This is a genomic window from Gemmatimonadota bacterium (assembly GCA_016704275.1).
Lineage (GTDB): Bacteria > Gemmatimonadota > Gemmatimonadetes > Gemmatimonadales > GWC2-71-9 > Palsa-1233.
The window spans coordinates 70,588-94,430 of sequence record JADJAK010000002.1; the positions used below are offsets into that span (position 1 = coordinate 70,588).

General features: G+C 69.0%; 21 protein-coding genes and 1 pseudogene. 6 read left to right on the forward strand and 16 right to left on the reverse strand.

All coding sequences use genetic code 11. The features are described from left to right. Positions 1-264 precede the first annotated feature (264 nt). The gene (locus tag IPG05_04080; GenBank protein MBK6494270.1) at positions 265-606 is read left to right on the forward strand and encodes a hypothetical protein; all 342 of its coding nucleotides are present in this window, start codon (positions 265-267) and stop codon (positions 604-606) included. A gap of 15 nt (positions 607-621) precedes the next feature. On the opposite strand, the gene IPG05_04085 is transcribed toward IPG05_04080, so the two are convergent. Continuing rightward, entirely contained in the window at positions 622-993 is a 372-nt protein-coding gene (locus tag IPG05_04085) for a TIGR03987 family protein (protein MBK6494271.1), read from the reverse strand. A 63-nt stretch (positions 994-1,056) separates the two neighbouring features. After that, positions 1,057-1,706: pseudogene (locus tag IPG05_04090) on the reverse strand (hemolysin III family protein). An 80-nt stretch (positions 1,707-1,786) separates the two neighbouring features. On the opposite strand from IPG05_04090, the gene IPG05_04095 reads away from it, so the two are divergent. After that, positions 1,787-2,146: a YggT family protein gene (locus IPG05_04095; GenBank protein ID MBK6494272.1), complete on the forward strand. Its 360-nt coding sequence runs from the start codon at positions 1,787-1,789 to the stop codon at positions 2,144-2,146. A 51-nt stretch (positions 2,147-2,197) separates the two neighbouring features. Here IPG05_04095 and IPG05_04100 read toward each other — a convergent pair whose 3' ends face one another. The 8 genes from IPG05_04100 to IPG05_04135 form a co-directional block, all read right to left on the reverse strand. Next, the gene (locus tag IPG05_04100) at positions 2,198-3,031 is read right to left on the reverse strand and encodes a hypothetical protein (protein ID MBK6494273.1); all 834 of its coding nucleotides are present in this window, start codon (positions 3,029-3,031) and stop codon (positions 2,198-2,200) included. A gap of 5 nt (positions 3,032-3,036) precedes the next feature. Then, the gene (locus tag IPG05_04105) at positions 3,037-3,750 is read right to left on the reverse strand and encodes a hypothetical protein (protein ID MBK6494274.1); all 714 of its coding nucleotides are present in this window, start codon (positions 3,748-3,750) and stop codon (positions 3,037-3,039) included. Further along, on the reverse strand, positions 3,713-5,041 hold the full coding sequence (locus IPG05_04110) for an FAD-dependent oxidoreductase (GenBank protein ID MBK6494275.1): 1,329 nt from the start codon (positions 5,039-5,041) through the stop codon (positions 3,713-3,715). The genes IPG05_04105 and IPG05_04110 overlap by 38 nt, the downstream gene beginning before the upstream one ends. Beyond that, entirely contained in the window at positions 5,038-5,322 is a 285-nt protein-coding gene (locus IPG05_04115; GenBank protein ID MBK6494276.1) for a 4Fe-4S dicluster domain-containing protein, read from the reverse strand. The genes IPG05_04110 and IPG05_04115 overlap by 4 nt, the downstream gene beginning before the upstream one ends. A 191-nt stretch (positions 5,323-5,513) precedes the next feature. Beyond that, entirely contained in the window at positions 5,514-6,230 is a 717-nt protein-coding gene (locus IPG05_04120) for a TonB-dependent receptor (GenBank protein ID MBK6494277.1), read from the reverse strand. Continuing rightward, positions 6,227-7,654 carry a TonB-dependent receptor gene (locus tag IPG05_04125; protein MBK6494278.1) on the reverse strand — a complete coding sequence of 476 codons (1,428 nt, stop codon included), beginning with the start codon at positions 7,652-7,654 and terminating at the stop codon, positions 6,227-6,229. Before IPG05_04125 ends, IPG05_04120 begins: the two co-directional genes overlap by 4 nt. Before the next feature lie 73 nt (positions 7,655-7,727). After that, the gene (locus IPG05_04130) at positions 7,728-9,029 is read right to left on the reverse strand and encodes an alpha-L-fucosidase (protein ID MBK6494279.1); all 1,302 of its coding nucleotides are present in this window, start codon (positions 9,027-9,029) and stop codon (positions 7,728-7,730) included. 84 nt (positions 9,030-9,113) lie between these two features. Next, positions 9,114-13,403, reverse strand: coding sequence for an EAL domain-containing protein (locus tag IPG05_04135; GenBank protein MBK6494280.1), 4,290 nt, complete (start codon positions 13,401-13,403; stop codon positions 9,114-9,116). 175 nt (positions 13,404-13,578) lie between these two features. Here IPG05_04135 and queC point away from each other — a divergent pair, with 175 nt between their 5' ends. From queC to IPG05_04155, 4 genes are all read left to right on the forward strand, one after another. Beyond that, positions 13,579-14,262, forward strand: coding sequence for a 7-cyano-7-deazaguanine synthase QueC (gene queC, locus IPG05_04140; GenBank protein MBK6494281.1), 684 nt, complete (start codon positions 13,579-13,581; stop codon positions 14,260-14,262). Positions 14,263-14,356: 94 nt separating this feature from the next. Further along, the gene (gene queE / locus IPG05_04145; protein ID MBK6494282.1) at positions 14,357-14,995 is read left to right on the forward strand and encodes a 7-carboxy-7-deazaguanine synthase; all 639 of its coding nucleotides are present in this window, start codon (positions 14,357-14,359) and stop codon (positions 14,993-14,995) included. Then, positions 14,992-15,612, forward strand: a complete 621-nt coding sequence (locus tag IPG05_04150) for an HD domain-containing protein (GenBank protein ID MBK6494283.1) — start codon at positions 14,992-14,994, stop codon at positions 15,610-15,612. Before queE ends, IPG05_04150 begins: the two co-directional genes overlap by 4 nt. Before the next feature lie 20 nt (positions 15,613-15,632). Further along, positions 15,633-17,378, forward strand: a complete 1,746-nt coding sequence (locus IPG05_04155; protein ID MBK6494284.1) for a serine/threonine protein kinase — start codon at positions 15,633-15,635, stop codon at positions 17,376-17,378. A gap of 30 nt (positions 17,379-17,408) precedes the next feature. Here the strand turns inward: IPG05_04155 and infA are convergent, their stop codons facing one another. The 6 genes from infA to IPG05_04185 all read right to left on the reverse strand — a co-directional run bounded on the left by infA (position 17,409) and on the right by IPG05_04185 (position 23,827). Continuing rightward, the gene (gene infA / locus IPG05_04160) at positions 17,409-17,627 is read right to left on the reverse strand and encodes a translation initiation factor IF-1 (GenBank protein ID MBK6494285.1); all 219 of its coding nucleotides are present in this window, start codon (positions 17,625-17,627) and stop codon (positions 17,409-17,411) included. A 104-nt stretch (positions 17,628-17,731) separates the two neighbouring features. Then, entirely contained in the window at positions 17,732-19,447 is a 1,716-nt protein-coding gene (locus tag IPG05_04165; GenBank protein ID MBK6494286.1) for a M3 family oligoendopeptidase, read from the reverse strand. Positions 19,448-19,484: 37 nt separating this feature from the next. Then, positions 19,485-20,699, reverse strand: a complete 1,215-nt coding sequence (locus IPG05_04170; protein MBK6494287.1) for an MFS transporter — start codon at positions 20,697-20,699, stop codon at positions 19,485-19,487. Then, complete coding sequence (locus IPG05_04175; GenBank protein MBK6494288.1) at positions 20,696-23,107, reverse strand: PIG-L family deacetylase; 2,412 nt, start codon at positions 23,105-23,107, stop codon at positions 20,696-20,698. The genes IPG05_04170 and IPG05_04175 overlap by 4 nt, the downstream gene beginning before the upstream one ends. Then, positions 23,104-23,397, reverse strand: coding sequence for a hypothetical protein (locus tag IPG05_04180; GenBank protein ID MBK6494289.1), 294 nt, complete (start codon positions 23,395-23,397; stop codon positions 23,104-23,106). Before IPG05_04180 ends, IPG05_04175 begins: the two co-directional genes overlap by 4 nt. Before the next feature lie 76 nt (positions 23,398-23,473). After that, a complete protein-coding gene (locus tag IPG05_04185) occupies positions 23,474-23,827 on the reverse strand; it encodes a DUF971 domain-containing protein (GenBank protein ID MBK6494290.1) in 354 nt (117 codons plus the stop codon). Between the last annotated feature and the right edge of the window lie 16 nt (positions 23,828-23,843).

Below are 23,843 nucleotides of genomic sequence, written 5' to 3' on the forward strand. Positions count from 1 at the left end.
ACTCCGGAGAAGAGTCGGACGGCTTGGTATGGTGATACCCTTGGGACGCCGGGTCGCGCCGAACCGCGCACAGCAGGCGGCGCGACCGACCACCCTCAAAGGTCGCGCACCGGTCGGTATGCGCGTATCGCTCTGGAGAGCGATTTCCGGCCTAGTCGTTCGGATGGATCGGTGGCTGTGCGGGGCGGGATGCGCTCGCCGTCTCCTCTATGATCGGCCTGCGCCAATCGCCGACCGCTCCACCCCAACTTTCGAGGCTGTCCGATGCGCATGCGCACGCTGCTCCCCTTTGCCACGCTGGCTCTGTTGGCCCTCACGGCCTGCCCAGGCGCCAAGACCATCCAGTCCCTGCTCGACGACCCGGGCCAGTACGACGGCAAGACGGTCCGGATCGCTGGCGAGGTCACCCAATCCATCGGTGCCCTGGGGCTCGGTGGCTATCAGGTGAACGATGGGACGGGGACGCTGCTGGTGGTCACCAAGTCGCTCGGCTCGACGCCACGCGTCGGCGCGCGCGTCGGCGTCGAGGGCACCTTTCAATCGGCGTACACCCTCGGCAGTCACAGCGGGGCCGTGCTGATCGAATCGAAGCGCAAGACGCAGTAGCTGGCTGTCGGCGCGCTAGCCCGCGCGCCGCATCCCGACGACCATCCCGCTCAGGAAGGGGATCAGCCAGACTGCCCAGACCACGATGCTGATCCGGTGGAAGACCCGGATCGCGGACTCGTCGCGGCGACGCAGCACCATGGTGGCCCAGATGGCGTGGCCGAACATGAGCGAGAGGGCGAGCAATCCGGTGGCGGTGTGGAGCGAGGGCGTGAAGCCACCGGCAAGCCGGCGCATCAATTCGGTGCCCGTGGTGTCTGCGAGGAAACCGCACCAGAACAGGATGGCGTGCCATGGCTTGAGGCGTTGGGCCAGGCGTTCCCCCCAGACCCCTACGGTGTAGCAGGTCAGGGCCGTCACCATCAGCAGCATCGCCGCGCGGATCATGGTCACTCCTTCACCGACGCCTGGGGGCACCGCAATCTACGCGCGCCCCGGGCCCGCGTGCGCCTATCGCACGACCCCGGTGGCATAGCCGAGCACGGCCGCGTAGTGGCACGCGCTGCCAGCAAGGACGAAGAGATGCCAGACAGCATGCCGGTAGGGGCGATGCCCGCGCACGTAGAAGATCACGCCCCCGGTGTAGCAGAGGCCGCCGGCAATCAACCAGGCAAGCCCCGCCGGTGGCATGGCGCGGGCCAGCGGGGGGACAGCCACGACGGCCAGCCACCCCATCCCGATGTAGAGTGCGGTCGAGAGTCGGGGAAAGCGGAAGCCGAGCAGCGTCTTGTAGAGGATGCCGAAGATCGCCAGCCCCAGACGACGCCGAGCAGCGTCCAGCTCAGCACGCCCCGCAGCAGCCCGAAGACGAATGGGGTGTAGGTCCCGGCGATCAGGAGATAAATCGCCACGTGGTCGACCACGCGCAGTGCCTGCTTGGCCCGATCGCCGCTCACCGCATGATACGCCGTGGAGGCCGCGTAGAGGAGCACGAGCGTGGTGGCGAAGATGCTGCAGGCCACGACCTGCCGCACATCGCCGTGGCGTGCGGCGACGAGGACGAGGATCGGCAGCCCGACGAGCGAGAGGGCGAGGCCGGTCCCGTGGGTCAGCGCATTGGCGACTTCCTCGCGGCGAGTCTGGGGACGGTGCGGGTGCATGCCGAAACATAGCGAGGCGTCGGGTGTGTGGTGCCCCACGCACCACTCGTCCCCCCGATGTCCTCACCGGAGCGTCTGCAATGCCGATCTACATCGAGAGTGTCGAACCCGTCGAGGTCTCGACTCCTGCCAGGCGCCATGGGCTGGCGCGTGTCTCCCAGTTCATCGATTACGCCTTCATGCTGCTGTACTCGCTGCTCTTCCTGCGGGTGTTGCTGGTCTTTTTCGACGCTCGCGGCGGCTCCGGCTTCGTGCAGTTCGTCGACCGCGCGACCAATCCCTTCTACGCGCCATTCCGGGGAATCGTCGAGAGTCCCGAAATCGCCGACGGTTTCACGCTGGCGATTCCGATCCTGATTGCGTTGTTCGTGTACGGCCTGCTCCACCTCGCGATCAACCGCCTGCTGCACGTGATCGTCTACCGCCGCACGACGCTCTAGTTCGTTCGGAGGATGCCCGCCCCCCTCGGCTCCGAGGGAGGCGTCGCCGTGTCAGTGCTCGTCGCCCCCTTCCCGCCGCTCGCCGTCTCGCCCTCCCTTATGACATGCCAGGCAGTTGTCGAGGTTGGTGGTGCGCACCTCGCCGCGGTGCTCGGCCTGCACCCGGGCCGGCGAGTGCTCGTGACAGCCGTAACAGGTGTAGCGCTTGTAGTTGCTGACGTCGTCGTGACAGGTCTTGCATGGTACCGGCCCACCCTCGCCGTGGTCGATCGGGAACACGTCGTGCTTGAACGTCGCCCCCTCCCAGGTGCGGGTGGTATGGCAGGAGGCACAGTCTTCGCCAAGCGAGCCGCGGTGAGGGTCATCCTGACGGTGGCAGCCGACACAGGTCGTGGGCACCTTGCTGAATCCCGCGCCGCTGCTCGTGGGTGTGTGGCACGCCCGACAGGCGACGGTTGCATGCGCCCCATCGAGCGGGAATCCGAATTGGGCGTGCTCCGCCGCCGATCCCGCCATTCTCGTCAGCTCGCCGGTCGGGCCGAGATGTTCGCCGTGACAGCCGAGGCAGGCCAACGCCGCCGGCAAGCCGGCGTGCAGCGCCGCACTGTCGCGAAGCTCCGCCTGAATGTCGGTGTGGCAGGCCAGGCAGCGTGCTGCCATGGACTCGGCGCTCCAGGGCGCGGCATGACAGGCCCCGCACTGGCCCGCGAGTCCGGCGTGGGAGGTGACGCCGCCGAGCGTCACGGCCGTGCTGTCGCCAGCGTGGAGCGCGCCGGGAGAAAAGATGGCGCCGCCGGTCGTCGTGATGGCGGCCACCGTCGCGACCAGCGCCACCAGCGCGGCCGTCAGCGTTCCACGCGAGAAGAAGGCGGTGGGGTTCGGCATGGTCCCTACTGGCCGAAGGTGACGTAGTACAGCGACGCCGCGACGTGCGCACCGGCCAGCACCCAGAGCGCGGCACTCACCGGCACATGCAGGAACCACCAGATGCTGAAGATGCGGCGCCACGTCATGGCGCCTCCGACCTGGCGCCACTCCGACCGCAACAACTCCTCCTCGTGGTGCAGCGCGGTCATGGCGCGCCGCAGCCGCTCGCGGGCCGCAGGGTCGGGATCGCCCTGCCGCAGCAACTCGGCGTGCTCGATTTCGAGCTTGGCGAGCTCCGCGTCGAGCATGGCGGCACGGACCGGGTCGGCCGCCGCCACATTGCGGGGCACCGCCGTGTAGATGGCGCGCCCGACGAGACCACTGGCAACCACGATCACCATCACGAGGGTCAGGACCCCCGCGAGGCCGCGAAACGCCATCCCCGAGTGGAGGATGACCAGATACGGGCCCACCAGCCCCGCCACGATGTGCGTCTGCATCGCGACCTGCATGGCGACATCGCCGGAGGCGGGGTGACGCTTGCGCCAGCTGTAGCCAAAGCCCGCCCAGAGCATCATCCCCAACCCGAGGATGCCCAGCAGGTGCCCCGGCCAGGTGCCGGCCCAGCGCGCGCCTGCCTCGCGCCCGATGAGATAGGCGAAGGTCGCGAGGAGCGCGGCGCTCAGCGCGCCGACGAGTTCAGCGGTGTTCCGCCGCATGATCCCCCACGTGCGCATCGCAGAAGGCGAGCAGCAGGTCCATGGCGTCCTCGGGCGCCGCCTCGAGCGCGGGGCGCAGGGCGGAGATGTCGACCTCCTCGCCGATCAGGTGGGCCAGCGGCTGGGAGACCCGCTGGTCCCCCATCACGACGGCCCCGACAATGGCGCGACCACTCACCACCACGCGGAGGCGGTCGCCCCGGCGTGCCGCGGCGACGCTCCAGGCATCGGGGTCGGTGGCCCAGCGCTCGCTCTGCCCACGCGTCAGGGTGAGAAGGTCGGGATCATCCGCCGTGCCCACCGCCCCGATGATGGTCGCGGTAATGCCGGCGACGCGCGTGACGTTGATCGGCGGATGCTTGCGGTGCGCCACGCGCACGCCCGCCATGTTGAGCCCGGCAATCCGCCCCTGCTGCAGCGCACTGGCCCACAATGTGTCGAGCAGCGCGCCGTGGGTCACCGGGTCGTAGACCTGGGCGGCATCGCCCGCGGCAAACACTCCAGCAACGCTGGTTTCCAAGTACTCATTCGTGAGGATGCCACGGTCGATCGCGATACCGCTGGCCCGCGCCAGCTCCAGGCGAGGCCGGACCCCCACCGCCACCGCCAGCAGGTCGCACGCCAGGTGTCGTCCCGCCGTCGTCGTCACCCCCACCAGCACGCCGTTGGCGCCCAGCGCCTCGCGCACGCCGGTGACGCGGTGGAGCTGGACGCCGTCCGCGAGGAGCCGCGCCTCGACGATCGCGGACTCGACCGGATCGAAGACCTTGGACCAGTACCGATCGCCACGGAGCAGGTAGTGCGTCGTCACGCCGCGCGCATGCAGCCCGTCGACGAGTTCCAGCGCCGTGCTCCCACCGCCGACCACGATCGCCGTGCTGGCCCGCCGACTCCGGGCAACGAAGTCCCGCGCCTCACTGAGGCCATCGACCTGGACTACGCCATCGAGCGCGGCGCCTGGAAAGTCGGGAGGCATTGAGGAGGCACCGGTGGCGATGAGCAGCCGGTCGTAGCCGATCCGGCGACCGTCCTGCAACACCAGGCGTCGTTCGCCTGTGTCGATGCGACTCGCCATACCGGTCACGCGCTCAAGGCGCAGGGCGGCAAGCTCCGCCGCCGAGCGAATTTCGAGGGCGGCCTCCGGCAGCTCGTTCGTGAGCAGGTACGCGAGCCCGGGGCGCGAGTAAAACGGCGCATCCTCGAGCGACACCATCGTGATCCGTGCCCGTGGGTCGGCGCTACGGATCGCCTCGGCAGCACTCAGCGCTGCGATGCCGGAGCCGACGAGGACGTGGTGCAGGGCGGTCATGGCGCCTCCAGCAACTGAAACGAGAGGGTGCCGCGCGGACACCGCGTCACGCAGCTGCCACAGAGCAGGCAGCGCCGATCGGTGACGGCACGACCCTCACGCGCCACGGCCCGCACGTCGATCCCGCTCGGACAGTTTTGCGAACAGATGCCGCACTGCACGCAGCGACCCGGCTCGGCAACCACCAGCCCCCGACCGAGCAGGCGCACCCGATCGCCGTCCACGGGAAGCGTCGGCGTGATGGTGCTGCGGGTCTTGGTCCAGCGTGCACTCATTGGCATGGCGTCCTCCTGTCTGCATGCAACGTAGCGCCACAAGGTGAACGCACGATGAACCTCGGCAACCGCAAACCCAGCATTCATCGGGGATTGCTGGAGTCGGCATTGCCCACGGGGACCGCCATCACACGACAGCGGGCGGCGCACCCTGAGGTACACCGCCCGCCATGCACCACCGAGCCCGCTCGATGGCACTACTTCTCGCGCAGCCACTCCACCGACACCCCGATGATCAGGTGCCGCGGCAGTCCGGGTTCGAACGCGGCCGGCTGCCCGCCCACCAGATCGGGATTCAGGAACGCCGAGGCGACGTTGGTGCGATCAAAGAGATTGGCCACGGTCGCTGACCCGCGGAGGCCGAGCCCGCCACCGATGGCGATCACCTCGCGAGTGGCCACCGAGAGCGAGGCCGTCACGCTCGACGGGACGACGACACGGTTGGCATCATCGGCGAAGTAGTCGCCGACGTGCTGTGCGCCGAAGGCAACGCGCACACCGGGGAGGAAGGCGGGGTCGAGCCGGAGCTCGCCGCCGAGGAGCGCGCGCGGTACCCCGACGACATTGTTGCCGGAGTAATTCGCCGAGGCGCCGGGCTTCCCGTAGTGCACCGAGTCCACCACATACTGCGTGTACTGGTGATCCTGCAGTGCCGCACTGACGCTCACCCCGACGCCACCAGTGAAGGCGGCCTGCGCCGAGGCCTCGAGTCCACGCCGTTGGGCGCGACCGGCGGTGAAGTAGAAGCGGCCGCCACGATAGGGCACCACTTCGTTGCGCACCTTGGTCTGGTAGGCCGCGAGGTCATAGCTCATCCCGAGCAGCCATCCGGTCGGGGCGGCCACGCTGTGCCGGAAGCCGACCTCGACGGTCGTGCTGCGGATCGGCGCAAGCAGCGGGGAGATCCCCGTCACCGTGTCCTGACCGAACGTCCCGGGGGCGTCGGTCTCGTTGCCGGCCGGTGCTTCGACGCCGCCTCCCAGCGAGGCGTAGAAGGCTGCCGCCGGGGCAACCTGCAGCGAGAGGCCGAGCTTGGGGGTGACCTGCGAGAAGCGGCGCGTCGCGTTGAGCGTCGGCGCCAGCGAGTCTTCAGGCCGTAGTCGATGGCATCGTAGCGCAGGCCGCTCGTCAGCGAGAGGCGCCGCCCCAACGTGATGCCATGCTGCACGAAGACGCCGGTGTTGGTCGCCTTCTCGTTCTTCGAGGCGGCGATCGTCGTGCCCTGTTCGCCGGCGGCCGTCAACGACCAGAAGTGGGCCGGGCCATCCTGGCGGGCGAAGTCGACACCGGCCGAGACGGTCCCGGCGGTGCCGAGCACATCCTCGACCAAGAGCGAGCCACCGCGATGCACGCGGTCGAAGTAGCGATAGGTCCCGCGCTCGGAGCGCTCGAGGTGCTTCGGCGCGACGAACACCTTGGCCGACACGGCGAGACGCTCGGAGAACTGATGCACCACCTCCGATCCAATCCGGAGCGTCTGATTGTCGCGTCGTTCGCGTCGGGTGAGGTAGGTCGCATTGGCCTGCTGTGGATCGGCCGCGAGCTGCGCGGCGGTCAACGGCCCGGGGATGTTGTACTGGTTCACGGCGCCGAGGGCCTGGACGCGCAACGACGTGTTGGCACCCACGGCGCCGGCAAAGCCAAGATTCAGCAGACTGCGCGCACCATTCGAATTCTTCCGCCAGCCATCCTGCACGGTACGCGTCAGGCCGCCGTAGATCGTGCTCCCACCGAGCGAGGCGGCGTAGCGGGTGACCGAGCGACGCAACCCGAAACCGCCGAGCGTCAGCTGCGTGCTGGGATCGCGGTCGCTCCCCAGCGGCATGGTCGACAGCGAGATCACGCCGCCCGCAGCGTTGCCCCACGTCGCCGACGCATTCGAGCGCAGCACCTGCATCGAGGTCGCGGTGCCGAGGTCCATCAGGTCGAGCGCGGTCCGGCCGTCGGGCTCCGTCTCCGGGAAGCCGTCGATCATCACCCGCACGCCGCGCATCGTCCCGGCGTTGGAGCGGTCACCGGCCCCACGCGCCCCGAAGCCGCGGATCGTGATCCGGAGGTCGGCGCCGCCCGAACGCGACTGGGCCAACACCCCCGGAATCAACAAGAACGCCTGATCGAGCCGACCGGAGACGCCAGCGGTCTGGTCCAGCAGCAATTGGGAGAGGGCACCGGCAAAGCGGAGCCGATCGAGGCTGTCCCGGCGAATCGAGCGGGTGATGTCGGGAAGTCGGTAGACCGAGTCCGCGACCGGGCGTTGTGCGGCAGCCGGCCGGACCGAGAGTGCGAGGACGGTGGCCAGCAGGAGCGCAGACGGATGACGAACGGCCGAACGGGGCATGGCGATTCCGACAAGGGAGGGAAGACCTTCGGTACGCAATCCGGCGCGTCGAGGTTGCACGAGTTGGCCCCGCTCAGGGCCGCTTGGCCGTGACCAGCACCACGACCTGATCGGGGCTCTCGGCGGCCGCCGTGGGCAACGTCAGCGTGATCCCCGACGGACCCTGCACGAACGGCACGGCCGCCCCCTCGAAGGTCGTGGCACGGAGCACCCGCGCCCCGAAGTCCGGAACGGCGAGCACGCGGTCCTGCCAATTCAGGACGTGCACGAACACCGAGTCACCGCGCTGAGTCGTGACGCCCCACGGACGCGGCGACACCGGGCCGCCACGGGTCTGGTAGATCGAGGTGCCGTAGCGACCGAGCCACGCACCGACCGCACGGAGTCGCTCCGCTGCCTCGGGCTGCACCGTGCCATCGGGACGAGGCCCGATGTTGAGTAGGAGATTGGCGTTCGCCCCGGCGGCCCGCACCAGGTAACCGATCAGCGTGCTGGTCGACTTCCAATTCTGGTCGGCGATGTGGTAGCCCCACGCGCCGTTCATGGTGAGCGAGGTCTCCAGTGGCAGCGCCCCGATGGTCTTGGTGTTGAAGCCCGCGGTGTTGGCGCCCGGAAGGTCCTGCTCAAAGGTCTGCACGTCCTCACCGGGCAACGGGGCGATGTGATGGTTCGGAATGATCAGGGCCGACGGCTGCAACCGGTGGATCAGTGCGTAGCTCGTCGCCAACTGCCAGTCCGCATCCTTCTTGTCCCACATGCCGTCGAACCAGATCCCGCCGATCGGCCCGTAGTTGGTGAGCAGCTCGGTCAGCTGCGTGTTCATGAAGGCCAGGTAGGCGTTCCAGTCGCCGCGATCCGGCCGCCCCGAACTTCCGCCGGTCCCACCACGCGGGAAGTAGTCCTGGTGGTGCCAATCCAGCTGCGAGTAGTAGAAGTGGAGCGCGATGCCCTGGCGCTGACACTCGTCGGCCAACTCCTTGAGCGGGTCGCGGCGGAAGGGTGTCCAGTCGACGATGTTGTAGCGGTTGGCCTTCGTCGCGAACATCGAGAAGCCGTCGTGATGCCGTGAGGTGATCGTGATGTATCGCACCCCGGCGGCCTTCGCCAACGCGACCCACTCCTTGGCGTCAAACTTGACCGGATTGAAGGTGCCGGCCAACCACTCGTAGGTCGGGATGGCGAGCTTCTGGTTGTTCATCACCCATTCGCCCTGGCCCAGCTGCGAGTAGACGCCCCAGTGGATGAACATCCCGAAGCCGGCATCACGATACCGCTCACGCGCCGCCATTCGGACCGCCGGCACACTCTCCTGGGCCGGCAGTGGCCAGCAGGCGGCAGTCATCAACAGCAGCGCGAACGAGCGCAGACGGGGCATGGGGAGTCTCGATGGCGAGGAGTCGTGGAACATGGGCCGATCCTGCAAACGTACCGCGCCGGCGCACGGACAGCAACCGCGAGGTCACCCCCTAGGCGAAGGAGATTGCACTCCCCCACCCGCACCGGTGCCAACGGCTGGCCGGTCCGACAGCCAGGTCAACAACTGTTCAAGGTGCATGGGGCGAGCGATGAGGTACCCCTGCACCCGGTCGCAGCCGAGGGAGCGGATCAGCTCAAGATCCTCGACGGTCTCGACCCCTTCGGCCACCGTCGTCAGGCCGAGCTTGCGGGCCATGCCCATGCTCCCTTCGAGAATCGCCCGAGCGGCAGGGTCCTGGCATCCGCGACTGACGAAGCTCCGGTCCAGCTTCAGCTCCGTGAACGGCACCCGGCCGAGCTGTTCGAACGACGAGTACCCGATGCCGAAATCATCGATCGAGAGCCCGAAGCCCTTCAGGCGGAGGCGCGTCAGTACATCAAGCGCACGGGTGAGGTCCTCGCTCAATCCGGTCTCGGTGACCTCGAGGACGACGGCCTGCGGCGTGAGTCCGACCGCAAGTGTCCGTGCGCTGATCCAGTCCGGCAGGGAGAGATCGTCGAGCATCTGGCGCGAGATGTTGATCGCCGTGGTCAACCCGGCACCGTGCGCGGCGAGGCGCGCCGCGCCCGAGAGCGCGGCGTCGACCAGCGCGCGGGAGAGTTCGGGGATCAACCCCAACCGCTCGGCGGCCACGATGAAGCGATCCGGCGCGACGTGGATAGCCTTGCCGCGCACCCACCGCGCAAGTGCCTCGACCCCGACGGGCGCGAGGGTGGCGGCATCGACCTTGGGCTGGAACCAGACTTCGAACTCGCCCAGGCGAATCCCCTCTCGAATCGCGTCCGCAGTGATCTCCTCCAGCGCACGCCGATCCCGTTGCGGCGCCACTTCGGCGTCGAACTGCGCCAGCAGTTGCGTCATCTGCGCCGGCCCCACCGGCTTCTGCACCTGTCCCAGAACGTGCAGCCCCTGAATGCCGGCCAGCGTGCCCACCGTGCTGAGGACCTTCGCCTCGGCCCCGCTCATGAGGATCACGCCGCCCTGGAACCCCGTGCGACCGAGCGATCGGATCAGTTCCACGCCGTCCATCTCCGGCATCTCGAGGTCGCAGATGACCACGTCGATCGCGCCGTCGCGGGCGGCCAGCAGGTCGGCCGCTTGTCGACCATCCGAGGCGGTGAGGACATCGGGGATCGCGAGGCCGAAGGAGAGCATCGCTGACATGTGACGAATCACCACCGGATCGTCGTCGACCAGCAGCACGGAGCGACACGCGATCCGCGGCCGCATCGGTTCGGGCACCACCGGCTTGGCGGGCGGCGTGGGGGCAGCGGTCGCCAGCCCGGCCAGGGCAAGCTCGACGTCCGTGAGCGCGCCGCGCAGCGCGCTGAAGGTGATCCGATGCCCGTTGTTGACCGCGTCTTCCATGGCCACGACGTGCGCGGCAAATCGCATCGCCCCCACCGTCCGGGCACCAGACTTCAACTTGTGGAGTTCGCGCGCCACGGCCGGCACGTCGCCGGGTGAGGCGGCAATCCGCCGAAGCCCCTGCCCCGCCGAATCGATGAAGGTGCCGAGCACGCCGCGCCACTCCTCGGGGCTGACCTCGCCGAGCACGCGATGCAACTGCGCCAGATCGAGCACCGCGACGGTGTCGGCGGCTGCGCGCGGATCGGGCGATGCCTCCGCGGCGTTTTCGCCAGTCAACAAACGCTCCAGCAGTCGACGCAGGTCGACCAGGATGATCGGCTTGGGGAGCACGTCGTCCATGCCCGCGTCGCGGCACTGCTCACGCTCGCTCGAGAGATCGGCCGCCGTGATCGCGACGATCGGCAGGTGCCCACCACGCTCCCGCTCCTCGGCCCGGATGGCACGGGCAAGGTCGAATCCGTCCAGGCCAGGCATGTTGAGATCGGTGAGCAGGAGGTCGAACGGCTCAGCACGCCACCGTGCCAGCGCCTCCCCACCATCTGACGTCACGTCGACGTCGTAGCCGAGTCGGGTGAGCTGCAGCCGAAGCACGGCCTGATTGGGCCCGAAGTCTTCGGCCACCAGAATGCGCCGACGACGCGAGCCCCCGGCAGCCGACGATGCGACCACTCGCGGCTCGGCCGAGGGCAGGTCCACCCAGAAGGTGCTGCCGACCCCCGGGGTGCTGTCCACCCCGATCGCGCCGCCCATGCCGTCAACAAGATGACGGGTGATCAGGAGCCCGATGCCGATGCCCTGGATCGTTCCGGTCTCGGCACCCAACCGGTTGAACGGCTGGAACAGCTCCGCCTGCAGCTCGGGCGCGATTCCTCGTCCGGTGTCGGTGACGGTGAACCGGACCCGATCCGACGCGGATTGCGTCACGACCAGCGAGACCTGTCCGTTGGACTGATTGTACTTGATCGCATTGCTGACCAGGTTGTCGAGCACCTGACGCAGTCGGTGCTCATCGGCGAGCACACGCAACGACGCATCGCTGCCCGTCGTCACGAGCCGGATGTCCCGTTGCCGGGCTGCCGCCTCGTGATGCGCGATCGTTGCGGCAAGGAGCGGGGCGACATCGATCGGCGCGACCTGAATCGTCAGCTGTCCCGACTCGATCCGCGTCAGGTCGAGGATGTCATTCACGACAGCGAGCAGGTGATGCCCTGCCGCGGTGATGGCGTGCGCGTGATCTCGCAGCTGCGCCGGGAGTCCTTCTTCGAGTTCCACCAGCTGGGCGTAACCGAGGATGCCGTTGAGCGGCGTCCGCAGCTCGTGGCTCATGCTGGCCAGGAATCGGCTCTTGGCCCGACTCGCGGCCTCGGCGGCGTCGCGCGCCACGGCCAGTGCCTCACCACGCGCCTTGCTCTCCAGGCAATGGCGAAGCGCCTGACTGAACTTGGCGAGCAGCGGCGGCAGGAGCGCGACGGCCTGCTCCTCGCGCGCCGAAGAGGTGCTCGCGGCGAGCAGCAAGACGCAGCCGACGCCGGGCAATGGGAGCTGCATGGCGTGCGGGTAGCGCTCGCCCCCAGGGAACCATCCGGAGGGATTCACCAGACGGCCAGCCGCCATCGCTGACGCCGGCCACAGACCGCGTGTCCCCTCGAGCGCGCGGAGCGCCCGGGCACCGATGGTGACGTAGAGGTCGGCCGAGACCGTCGCGTCTCCCTCGTCGCGGAGGTCAAGCAACACTGCGCCGCAGCTGTATCCGGTGTGGGCGAGCAGGCGCTGCAGCATCGACGTGGCGAGGCGCCGCGGGTCGGTCTCCCCCGCCATCGTCATCGCCAGGTCGTAGAGGACCGTGAGCGCCTGCTGCTGCTTCAGTGCCATGGAATCGCGAGCAGGGTGGCGTTGCAGAACTGCCGCGGCCCCGGCCTCGCCAAGGTGGAGGTAGCGACCCGCGCAATAGATGACGAACACGCCGGGCGCCTCGGTCAGGGCGGAGGCGCCTCCGACTGCCGCCGCCGCGCTGGTGTCCCCGGCATCGATCGCGCGCACCACGCCCAGGAGGGCATTCTCGGGGACTTCGCCGATGCAGAGGATGGAACCGTCCTCCTCCACCGAGACCGGGATCCGCACCAGCGACTCGCCGCTCACGCGATTGAAGGCGAATGGAAAGTGGACACCGTATTCGTAGAAGTTCTGGCGATCGAGCGAAATGCCATACTCCTCGGCCATCAGTTCCTGAGAGACCTCGAAGGCGATCCGGCCGTTGATGCGCCGAATCCGGTTCCCCTCGATCTCGGTCGCGACCCGCAGCGTCACGTCACCCTGGTAGCCGTGTGCCATCGTCGGACCGCTGTTCCGCGGCAGAAGAATCGCCAGGAGGGCGCCCCCGACCAGCTCCGTATTGTCGAAGAGGCAGGGCATCGCGACAAAACGTTCGCTGCCGATGCTGCTGCCGGCGTAATGCACCTGGTCGCCGCATTCGAAATAGAGCCGGTCGAGGAGTGAGGCGACCTTCGGCACCATGGCGTCGACGAAGATGAGGAGCGTGTCCTCGCCGGGTGTCGCGGAGGCGTGCTGGTGGACAAACTCCGCGAGGGCGGCGATCGGCGCCTCGGTCGCCTCAGGTTCCGCCGGCGGCACCGGGACGAGGAGGGCCGGGGTGGCCCCCGCGAAGCCGAGGAGCAGGACGCCCGTGCGTCGGAAGGTCCCCTCGGCCACGACCCCAGGGACCACCGCGCCGAGCAGCCTGATCTCGGCGGAGGAGGTGGCCTCCTGCAGCGGCCCGACCAGCTCCGCCTGGGGCTCGCAGACGAGCGCCAGGACCGTCAACGCCGGTCGGGCGGCGTGCCACGAGTGGCAAAGCTGGAAAAGCGACTCGGTCGACGGCGATTCCAGATATTGCGACAGCATGGGGACCACGAGGCACTTCCCGGCGAGAGTTTGGCGACAGACCCGCGGTCGCGGCGTTTCTGCCGCCCCGAGATGGGGTGGTAATTGTGCCACACGGCGGTGTCGCGTGGTGCGGGTGAGGGAGTTCCCCGTGACAGGCCTCGTCGCGGTGCGGGGCGGCTGATAGATTTCCCCGATGCCACTCCCCCGCCCCGCCATTGTCCTCCTCTCCGGGGGTATGGATTCCGCGACCTGCCTCGCCATCGCGGCGGCCGACGGTTACGCCCCATACGCCCTCTCCTTCCGCTACGGGCAGCGCCACGCGACCGAACTCGACGCGGCGAGCCGGGTCGCCCGGCGTCACGGCGCTGTCGAGCACCGGATCGTCGACCTCGACCTCCGCGCCTTCGGCGGCTCGGCGCTGACGGCCGACGTCGCGGTGCCCAAGGACCGTGACGCGGCGGCGATCGGCGCTGGCGTGCCGATCACGTACGTCCCGGCGCGCAACACGATCTTCCTGAGCTATGCGCTCGCCTGGGCCGAGGTGCTCGGCGCGCGCGATCTCTTCATCGGCGTCAACGCCCTCGACTACTCCGGCTATCCCGACTGCCGCCCAGAGTTCATCGCGGCGTTCCAGCAGATGGCCCGCCTGGGCACCACCCTCACCGAACTCACCGTGCACACGCCGTTGGCGGCCCTCACGAAGCGCGGGATCGTCGAGCGCGGTCTGGCCCTCGGCGTCGATTTCTCACTGACGCGCACGTGCTACGACCCCGACGCGTCGGGTGCCGCCTGTGGCCACTGCGATGCCTGTCAGCTGCGACTCAAGGGGTTTCGGGAATTGGGGCTGGAGGATCCGGCGCCCTACGCCAACCTGTGACGAGTTACCCGTGACCAGGAACCGGGGGTTCCTCGCGGGCGTTGGCTTCCTGGTCACTGGTCACTGGTCACTTCCACCTGACTAACTTTCCTCCATGAGTTACTCGGTCAAAGAGATCTACTTCACGCTGCAGGGTGAAGGCCGCCACGCGGGTCGGCCCGCCGTGTTCTGTCGGTTCACGGGCTGCAATCTCTGGACAGGCCGGGAGGCGGATCGCGCGACGGCCACGTGCCGCTTCTGCGACACCGATTTCGTGGGGACCGACGGCCCTGGCGGCGGCAAGTTCAGCACCGCGGCGGCGCTGGCGGACGCGGTCGCCGCGGCGTGGCCTGTCGACAGCGATCGAGGACAACCGTACGTGGTCTGCACCGGGGGCGAACCGACCCTGCAGCTGGATCGGCCGCTCGTGGATGCACTGCATGCGGTCGGCTTCGAGGTCGCGATCGAAACGAACGGGACGAATGCGGTGGTCGATGGCGTCGATTGGATCTGTGTGTCGCCGAAGGCGGGGACCACGCTGGTGCAGACGCGCGGCGATGAATTGAAGCTGGTCTTCCCGCAGCCCGACGCGATGCCCGACCGCTTCGCGACCCTCGACTTCCGGCACCACCTGTTGCAACCCATGGACGGCCCCGCGCAAGCGGCCAACACGCGGGCCGCGCTCGCCTACTGCCTTGCCCATCCGCGGTGGGGCCTGTCGCTCCAAACCCACAAGTTCCTCGCCATTCCGTGAGCACGCCCATGCAAGGCTACAGCGACCGGATCAATCACGCCCTCGCCTTCTCGGCGAAGCACCACGCCCCGCGCGCACCCTCCGATGGGGGCATGCCGTTCGTGGCCCATCCGGCCAACGTGGCGATCATCCTCGCCCGACACGGTGCCGACGAGACCACACTGGTCGCGGGGATCCTGCACCACGTGCTCGAGGTCTGCGAGGCCGAGGCCCGCGAGGAATTGGCCCGCAAGATCGGCGAGAAGTTCGGGTCGGTGGTGCTCGGCGTGGCGCGCGATGCGGTGGAGCCGTCGCTCGACACGCGCGGTGACCGACTCGCCTGGACGCAACGGAAGCGGCTGCTGCTCGCCGCGCTCGCCACGATGGAACCCCGCGCGCTCGACATCCGCTGCGCCGACGAGATTCACCAGTGCGGGACCGCGATCGCGCTGGTGGAGCGGCTGGGGGTGGAGTACCTCCCGCCCCAGGGCTTCGCCCCGGCCGCCTTGATGCTGACCTGGTATGGCGACCTCGACGACGCGCTCGCGCGGCGCGACGACTGGCCGGGCCGCGCCCTCCGGCACGAACTCGGTGCCCTCCGGCAGCGCCTCGCCGCCGCCGCCGCCGGCGACCGGTAGCACACGGGTATCTTTCAGGCATGCCGGCTGACGTCCCAGAGCTTCAACTCTCCCGTGTCACCGCCGCCCTCGGCGAGCGTTTCCGCCTGGACACCGCGGTGGCCGTCTCGCCGGAGCGGCTGCTCTTTCGCGCCCATGATCGGCGGCTGAACCGCACCGTCTCGCTGCGTGTCAACCTCGACACCAGTGACGCGCTGCGGCGGTGGTTCCTCCGCGAGGCCGAGGCGTTGGCGCGCCTCGACCACCCGGCGATCCGCCATGTCTACGAGGCCGGCGTCATCGGCGACATTGCCTACCGCGTCGGCAACTGGATCGACGGCGAGTCGCTCGCCGATGCGATCCAGCGTGGTCCGCGGCCGATCCCGACGGTCCACGGCCTGGCCCGCGACATCCTCGGGGCGCTCGAACACGCGCATGCGCATGGCATCATCGTCCGCCGCATCGTCCCGGCGTCGTTGCTGCTCACCACGACCGGTCGCGGCACCGTCACCGACCTGCGGTACTGCAACCTCACGCTGACGGACATTCCGCCGGCGGAGCAGCCGACCGGCTCGCCCTTCCTGGCGCCGGAAGTGCGCGACGGGAAGACCGGCGATCCGACCAGCGACGTGTACACGGCCGGCGCGGTGCTGTATTTCGCCGTGACCGCGACGACGCCGCCTCTCGACGCACAGCAACTCGTGCCGCCACGACAGATCCGTGGCGTCATTCCGGCCGCGCTTGAGCGCGTGATCCTCCGCGCGCTCGATCCGCGTCCCGACGAGCGCTACCTCACGGCGGCGGAGATGCTCGAGGACTTCGCCTCCGAGGCGGGCGAGTACGAGTCGGTCGACGTGGCCTTGCCGACCCTCTCCATCGAGCTCGCCGACGGGCCGCACTGGGAAGCGCGGATGCGCCGCGCACTGGGCGACGACTACGAGCTCCTCGGGCAACTCGGGCAGGGCGGCTTCGGTCGGGTGTACCGCGTGCGCGACTTGCACCTCGAGCGACAAGTCGCGCTCAAGGTGCTGCATCCGCACCTGACCCAGGACCTGGCGACCGTTGAACGGTTCCGACGCGAAGCGCAGCTCGCCGCTCGACTCAACCACGTCAACATCGTGAACATCTACGACATCGCCGGGCGGTCCGGCCTGCTCTGGTACACCATGGAAATCGTCGATGGGCCGAACGTGGCGCAGCTCGTGGACCGCGACGGCCCACTGCCGCTCGACCGTGTGCTGCGCCTGTTGCGGGAGGCCCTCTCCGCACTGGGCCACGCCCATGCGCTCGGGCTGGTCCACCGCGACATCAAGCCGGAGAACATGCTGCTGGAACGGGACGGCTCGCTGCGGATCACCGACTTCGGCCTGGCGCTCGCGCTGCGGGGCCAGGGGCGCTTCGGCGGTGCGACCTCGCAGAGCGGCACGCCGCAGTTCGCCTCCCCCGAGCAGCTGCTGGGCGAGCGCGTCGACCAGCGCACCGACCTCTACTCCCTCGCGGCGGTCGCGACGTACGCGCTGCTGGGCCGGACGCCCTTCCCCGGCACCACCGTCGAGCAGATCCTGGCCAAGCAGACCTCGGACATCGTGCCGGATCTGGGGCAGGAGCGGCCCGACATTCCGGAGGGTGTCGCGGACGTGCTCAGTCGCGCCATGCGCAATGACGTCGAGGCACGCTATGCATCGGCCGGGGAATTCCGGAGTGCGCTGGAGGAGGCGGTGTTGAAGGGCGCGCGGCGGCGGGGGAGCGACTTGGCGCGCCTCGCGGCGCGCATCCTCGGGACCTGACCGGCGGGCAGGGCGCCCACCGGCAGCTCACTACTTGTGGCGGTAGACCACCCGGCCACGGGTCAGGTCATACGGGGAGAGCACCACGGAGACGCGGTCGCCCTCGAGCACGCGGATCTTGAACTTCGACATCTTCCCGGCCGCGTAGGCAAGGATGGTGTGTCCGTTCTCGAGGAGCACGCGGTAGTTGCGATCTGGCAGGACTTCCTGCACCACGCCCTCCATTTCAATCCCTTCTTCCTTCGCCATCCAATCTCCGGTCCGGTGGGATACCAACGCCGGGCCACATCGGGCCCAACGGGCAAAAATGGGCTCCCGGGGTGGTGGACGCAATGGCCGCCGCGCCCGAACGCTCAGCCGCCCCGGGGCAACATCGCCCGAAGGAGCGCCATTTCCTCCTCCACCATGGCCACCAGCTCGGCCAACACCGCCTTGTCGAAGGTCAGCTCGACGCCGGCGGCCTGGTACAGCTCGGGCAGGGGCCGGGTTGCCCCCAGCGCGAGGAAGCGCCGGTAGGCGGCGACGGCCTCCACGGGATCGCGGCGCGCGTTCCGCCAGACCTGGAGCGCCCCGATCTGCGCCAACCCGTATTCGATGTAGTAGAACGGGTACAGGAAGATGTGGAGTTGCCGGTACCAGCGAGAGACGCGCTCGGCCTCCAGGCCACTCCAATCCGTGCCGGGCTCGAAACGCTCACGCAGCCGCAGCCACGCCTGGTCCCGCGCAGCGGCATCCCGCCCTTCCGGCGCCGTGTAGATCCACGATTGGAAGGCATCGACCGACGCGATGTGCGCCAGCGAAATCAGGATGTCCTCGAGATGCTCGAGTCGCGCCGAGACGGCGTCGGGGCCCTCGTAATAGCCCGTCGGTTGCCCGAGGTGCGGCGCCGCGAGGAGTTCCATCGACATCGAGGCGAGCTCGGCCGACTCCGCACCGGGATGCCGCTGCCAGATGAACGGCAACGCGTGCGAGGCGAAGGCGTGGAAGCAATGCCCCGCTTCGTGCAACAGCGTGGTGACATCTTCGGGCACGCCCGCGGCGTTCATGAAGACGAACGGCCGGCCGCGAGCATGCAAGGTGTCGCAGTAGCCGCCCGGCGCCTTGCCGGTGCGCGACTCCAGATCCAGCAACCCCTCGGTCATCATGGTCCGGAATTGCCCGCCGAGCACCGGATCGACGGCGGTGAAGATCCGCGCCGCCCCGTCCTGCAACTCGGCGATCGTCTGGTACGGCACGGGGGGCGCGTCCCGCCACGGATCGACCGCGAGGTCCCACGGGCGAATCGCGTCGAGGCCGAGGCGCTCGCGCCGCGCGGCGAGCGCGCGCAACAGCGCCGGCCCCACCGTCTCGGCGATCGCCTCGTGCAACCGCTCGCAATCGGCCGGGGTGTAATCAAAGCGGCACTTCGCCGCGAAGATGTAGTCACGATAGTCGGCGAAGCCGGCGTTGGTGGCCATCGTCGTCCGCAGCGCCACCATTCGATCGAAGAGCGTCGCGAGCTCGTCCCGTGCCGCCACGTACGGTGCGGTGGCCGCGCGCCACGCGGCCTCGCGCACCGACCGGTCGGCGCTCTTGAGGAACGGCGAGAGCCGCGGCAACGGAACCTGGGCGCCGTCCCACGGTGCCATCATCGTGCCGGTGATCTGCTGATACTTGGCGGCGAGTCCCTCGGCCTCCGCCACCAGCGGCACGTTGGCCTCGCGGAAGATCTCGATCGCGGTCCGGAAGCGTCGCAGCGTGGTGACGAAGTCGGGCCGATCGGTCCCGACGGCCACCAACTTCTTCGCGAGCGCGACCTCGGCCTCCTCGAGTTGCGGGAGGATCTCGGTCGAGAACCGAAGGTGCGCGGCTTCCTTCGTGGCGTCCGCGGTGTCGCAGGTATACGCGATCATCGCCAGCGAGGCGGCCTCGGTGACCAGCTCGTCGAGTCGGGACCAGCGGGCGAGCCACGGCTCCAGCGTCGTCGCGTCGACCGGCGCCGCGGCGAGTTCGGCGTACCGGGCCGCCAGATCGGCCCAGGTCGCGTCGGCGAAGCCGGCGGCCGTTTCGGGAAGGGGGGTCGAAGTCATTCGAGGATGATAATCGCGAGGTCGCGGGTCGGCGGCCCTACGCCGCGGCCGGGACTGGGGGTCGGACGAATCGCCAGGAGAGGAGGGCCACGCCCAGCATCGTCACCCCCCCGAGCAGGAAGGGGGCGTCCACCCCGATCCGCTGGAACGCCGAGGTCCCGGCGATCGGGGCGATGATCCGGGCGACGCCGGCGAAGGTCTGCGCCACGCCCATCGTGGTCCCCAGCTCCTCCGGCTCGGTCGCATGCGACAGCAGCGAGGTGGAGGCGGGAAAGAGCAACGCCGTCCCGATCGGGACCAACGGGATGATGATCGCGAGGACCCAGATGGAGGGCGCCACCGTGTAGAGCATCAAGCCGATCGCGAGGATCAACGCCCCGAGACGCATGGCACGCGTCTCTCCGATCCGGTCGACCACCGGGCCGAGGAGCAGCGAGCGCAGCACCAGCGAGAGCAGGCCGTTGTAGACGAAGAAGTAGCCGATGTTCTCCTCGGTCACCCCGAAGCGTGCGTCAAGCCAGAGCGCGAGCACGGAGGTGAGCAGCGAGAAGGCGAGCATGCCGGTGCCGTAAATCCAGATCAGCCGCGCCGCCTTCTCGGCGGGATGACGAACCACAGTCCACGCCGCATGCCAGATCGGCTTCCGCGGCTTCGGTTTGGCTCGATCCTCGGCGCGGCGCGATTCCGGAAGCCACTTCCACGCCGCGAGGACGTTGAGGAAACAGAGTCCGGCGGCAATGAAGCCGGGCATCTGCCGCCCGAAGTGGGCCGCCGCCGAGCCGATCGCCGGCCCGATCATCACCCCGGCCGCCGTCGCGGCCGAGAGCCAACCCAGGGCACGCGCCCGATCGGCGGGGGCGACGGTATCCGAGACGTACGCCTGCGCCACGCCGGTCGTCCCGCCCCCGGCACCCTGCACGATGCGCGAGAGGAAGAGCAGCCAGAGGGAGTTGGCGAGACCGAAAACAAGGAACGCGATCGCCGAGGCGAGCAGGCCGATCAGCAGCGCCGGACGGCGGCCGTACTTGTCGGACACTCGGCCCCAGATCGGCGAGGCGATCAGTTGGGCGATCGAGAACGAGGCGATCATCCAGCCGACCATCTCCGGCGTCGCCTTGAGCTTGAGCGCGTAGAACGGCAGCAGCGGCAGGATCATCGCGAAGCCGAGCATGTCGACCAGATTGACCGCGATCAACACCCAGAGCTGGCGCAGCTGTTCCTTCTTGGTGTGCCCGTCGGCGGCATGACTCACGGTTGTCGTCCCGCGCGCGGTGCACCCGCATCGAGCAGGTTCATGAAGAGGCGCCAGGCGCCGGGGACCGCCGCGGGCAGTTCACGGAAGAAGGCGATCCCGGTGTAGATCACGGTGCCGCGTCCACGGCGGCCCACGAGGAGACTCCCCTCGCGCGCGACGTCGCCGCTGTCATGCATCTCGAGGAGCGGCGTCCACGTCCGATCCCAGCTGCGGGCAAAGTAGAGGCCCCGCTCCTGCACCCACCCCGTGAAGTCCGCCTGGCCGATCCGGTTCGGGCTGCGCAACAGCGGCGAGGTCGGGGCCAGGAGCTTCACCGGCGCGTCCTCATCGGTCACGCGGTCGTGCGGCGAGGCAATGGTGAACGGCAGCGGGGCGAAGCCGCCGCGGATGAAGGGATACTGCTGATACTGCACCACCAGGGTCCCCCCACGCTCCAGCCAACTCATCAGCCTGGGGTGCGCGCGCTGCAACGAGGCATCGACCTCGTAGGCGCGGGCCCCGATGACGATCACCGAGAATGAATCCAGCGGCGCACGCTCGAGCGCATCGCCCGTGAGGAGTCGCACCGGCACGCCGGTGTTCAGCAGCGCCTCGGGCACGCGGTCCGCGGCGCCGCGTACGTAGCCGATCTTCCTCGCACGCGGCAGCGTCACGGGCGCGAGGACGACGATGCTCATGGCGCGGGTGACGATGTTCCGCGGCGGCACATGCGGATAGCGAATGCGGTAGACGCCGAGCGAGAGCGTGTCGGGGCCGACCGCGACACTCGCGGCAATCTCGTAGTCGCCAGGTGGCGCCTGAGCCGGGACGCCAACCACGAAGTCGGCGGCGGCCCGCTCACCCTCACGACGGAGCACGACGCGCTGCGGCTTCGGTGCGGTCCACCCCGGCGGCACCACCAGCGTCACCTCGGCCAGCGAGGAATCCTTGGCAAGGTGCTCGAGGGAGACGCGGAAGGTGCGCGCCCGCACGCCGACCGGCCAGAGGAGCTTGTCGGGCGAGAGGTCGACGGCGATCCGCGGCACGACTTGAATCGGCCGGCGCACTTCGCCCAATCCCTGGTCGAGCGAACGCGCCTGCACCTCGCGCACGGTGGTGACCGCTTCGCCGTCGGCCGTCGTCACCGTGAAGCGCGCGCGCACCGGTGGCGGCTCGAACGGCTCGCCCAGCAAGGAGGCATCCTTGCCCCAGCGGTACATCGCCACCTCAAGCCCGTTCCGGAGGAAGTACGGCGTGCTCGGGGGCGCATTGTCCCAGACGGTCACCTGATACTTGCACTTCTTGAGCTCGCCGGGGGCAATCACGCCGAGCGCCCCGACACAGCCCTCGCTGCGCATGGTCCAGCCGTCCTGGCGGAGCGGCGACACGTCGGCCTGCACCGGCCGAGGGCCGCCATTCCACACCGACACGGTGACCGTGAGTTCCTGGCCCCGGACCACTTCGTCGTCATCGGTCGTGGCGTCGAGGATCACGCCGGCGTCGGCCAGGGCGACCACGGCACGATGTGGATCGTTCGGCAACGGCGCGGAGGGCGCGATCCCGGCGAAGAGCGAGTCGCCGTTGGCCACGATTCCCGGGGCGGTGGCCTCGAGGATCACGCGCACGCGCGACGGCCCGAGGTCCTCCAGCTGGCCCATGTCCTGCGAGCGATGCCGTGACCGGCTGCGCGCCGCGATCTGGTGCATCGACTGCCCCTCGGCCGCGTCGATCACCCCGCCGTCCAATCCCTCGGCTGGCGCCGCCGCATCCATCCGGCCGCTGCGATAGAACTTCGCGGGCGTCCACGGCGCCAGACCCTCTTCGCGCTGCAGTTCCGGATAGCGCGCCGGATCCCCCGCCGCATCAAACGCCTCGCGGGCCACGATGCCGGCCACCTGGTGGTGACCATGGCCATCGCGCGTGGTGCCCGACCAGACCCCGACCACGACCTGCGGCCTGAATCGGCGAATGATCCGCACCGCGTCCTTGATCAGCGAGTCGTGGGGCCAGAACCGGAAGGTCTCCTCGGCGCTCTTGGAGAAGCCGAAGTCGTAGGCGCGCGTGAAGAACTGGCGACCGCCATCGAGCGAACGCGCCGCGAGCAATTCCTCGGTCCGCAAGACGCCGAGGGCGCGACCGAGTTCGCTCCCGATGAGGTTCTGGCCGCCCTCCCCGCGCGTGAGCGAGAGATAGGCGGTCTCGATCCCGCGCCCGCGGGTGAGAATGGTGAGCAGTTCGGTGTCTTCGTCATCGGGGTGCGCCCCGATCATCAGGACCCGACGCCAGGTGCCGGCGAGCCGCGCTTCCTGCGCCCGCTGGATCGCGCCGCCGGTTCCGGCACCGGCATCCTGGCCCGCCGCCGGGGCGACCGAGGAGAGCACGAAGCCGAGGAGCAGCGCGACTGCGGTGAGGCGCCGACGAATCACGACGCGTCGTCTTTCCGCGGAGGGGACTGCGCGGGCTCGCGACCCACGGCGAAGGCAAGGATGAAAGCGATCAGCGAGGCGAGGAGGAGCGTCTGGCCGGCACCGCGTCCGGTCCCGTTCAGGAGGAAGAGCATGCCGATCGAGACGGTGATGGTGCCGATCCCGCGGAGGATTTCATCAAGGTTGCGCCACTTGATCTGCCGCCCCCAATCAATGGCGGCAAGCAACCCGATGACGCCAATCGCGAGGATGGCATACCAGATCCAGATCCAGTAGCGCTTTCCGATCATCGAGGGTCCGGGGGGAGGGACGGAGCGCGGAAGAGGTGCCAAACTCTAGCCGTTGAGCACCTTACGGCCAAGGGGGTCAGCCGCGACTCGCCGTACATGCCGGACAGGGGCAACGGGCCAGCAGGAAGCCGTAGGTATAAATCCCGGTGCTGTGGCCGTCACTCCAGCGGATCCGCAGCCCGTAGCCACCCACCGGCTCGAGGGCCTCGGCGGTGACATCGAGCGGGACCGTGGCGGGGTCCAGGAGCGGGCGCCCGGTCATCTCCTCGACGCAGCCGGCACAGGGACAGGCCAGCCGCACCGCACGCGTTTCAAAGGCGCCCAGGTGGCCCTGATCGTCCCACTGGACCTCGAGAATCGGGCCCCGACGGCGGATGGCACGAGGGAGCACGGCGCCCCCGCGGGTGATTCGGTTATTTTCAGGGCTCATATGGGAATTCTACCCG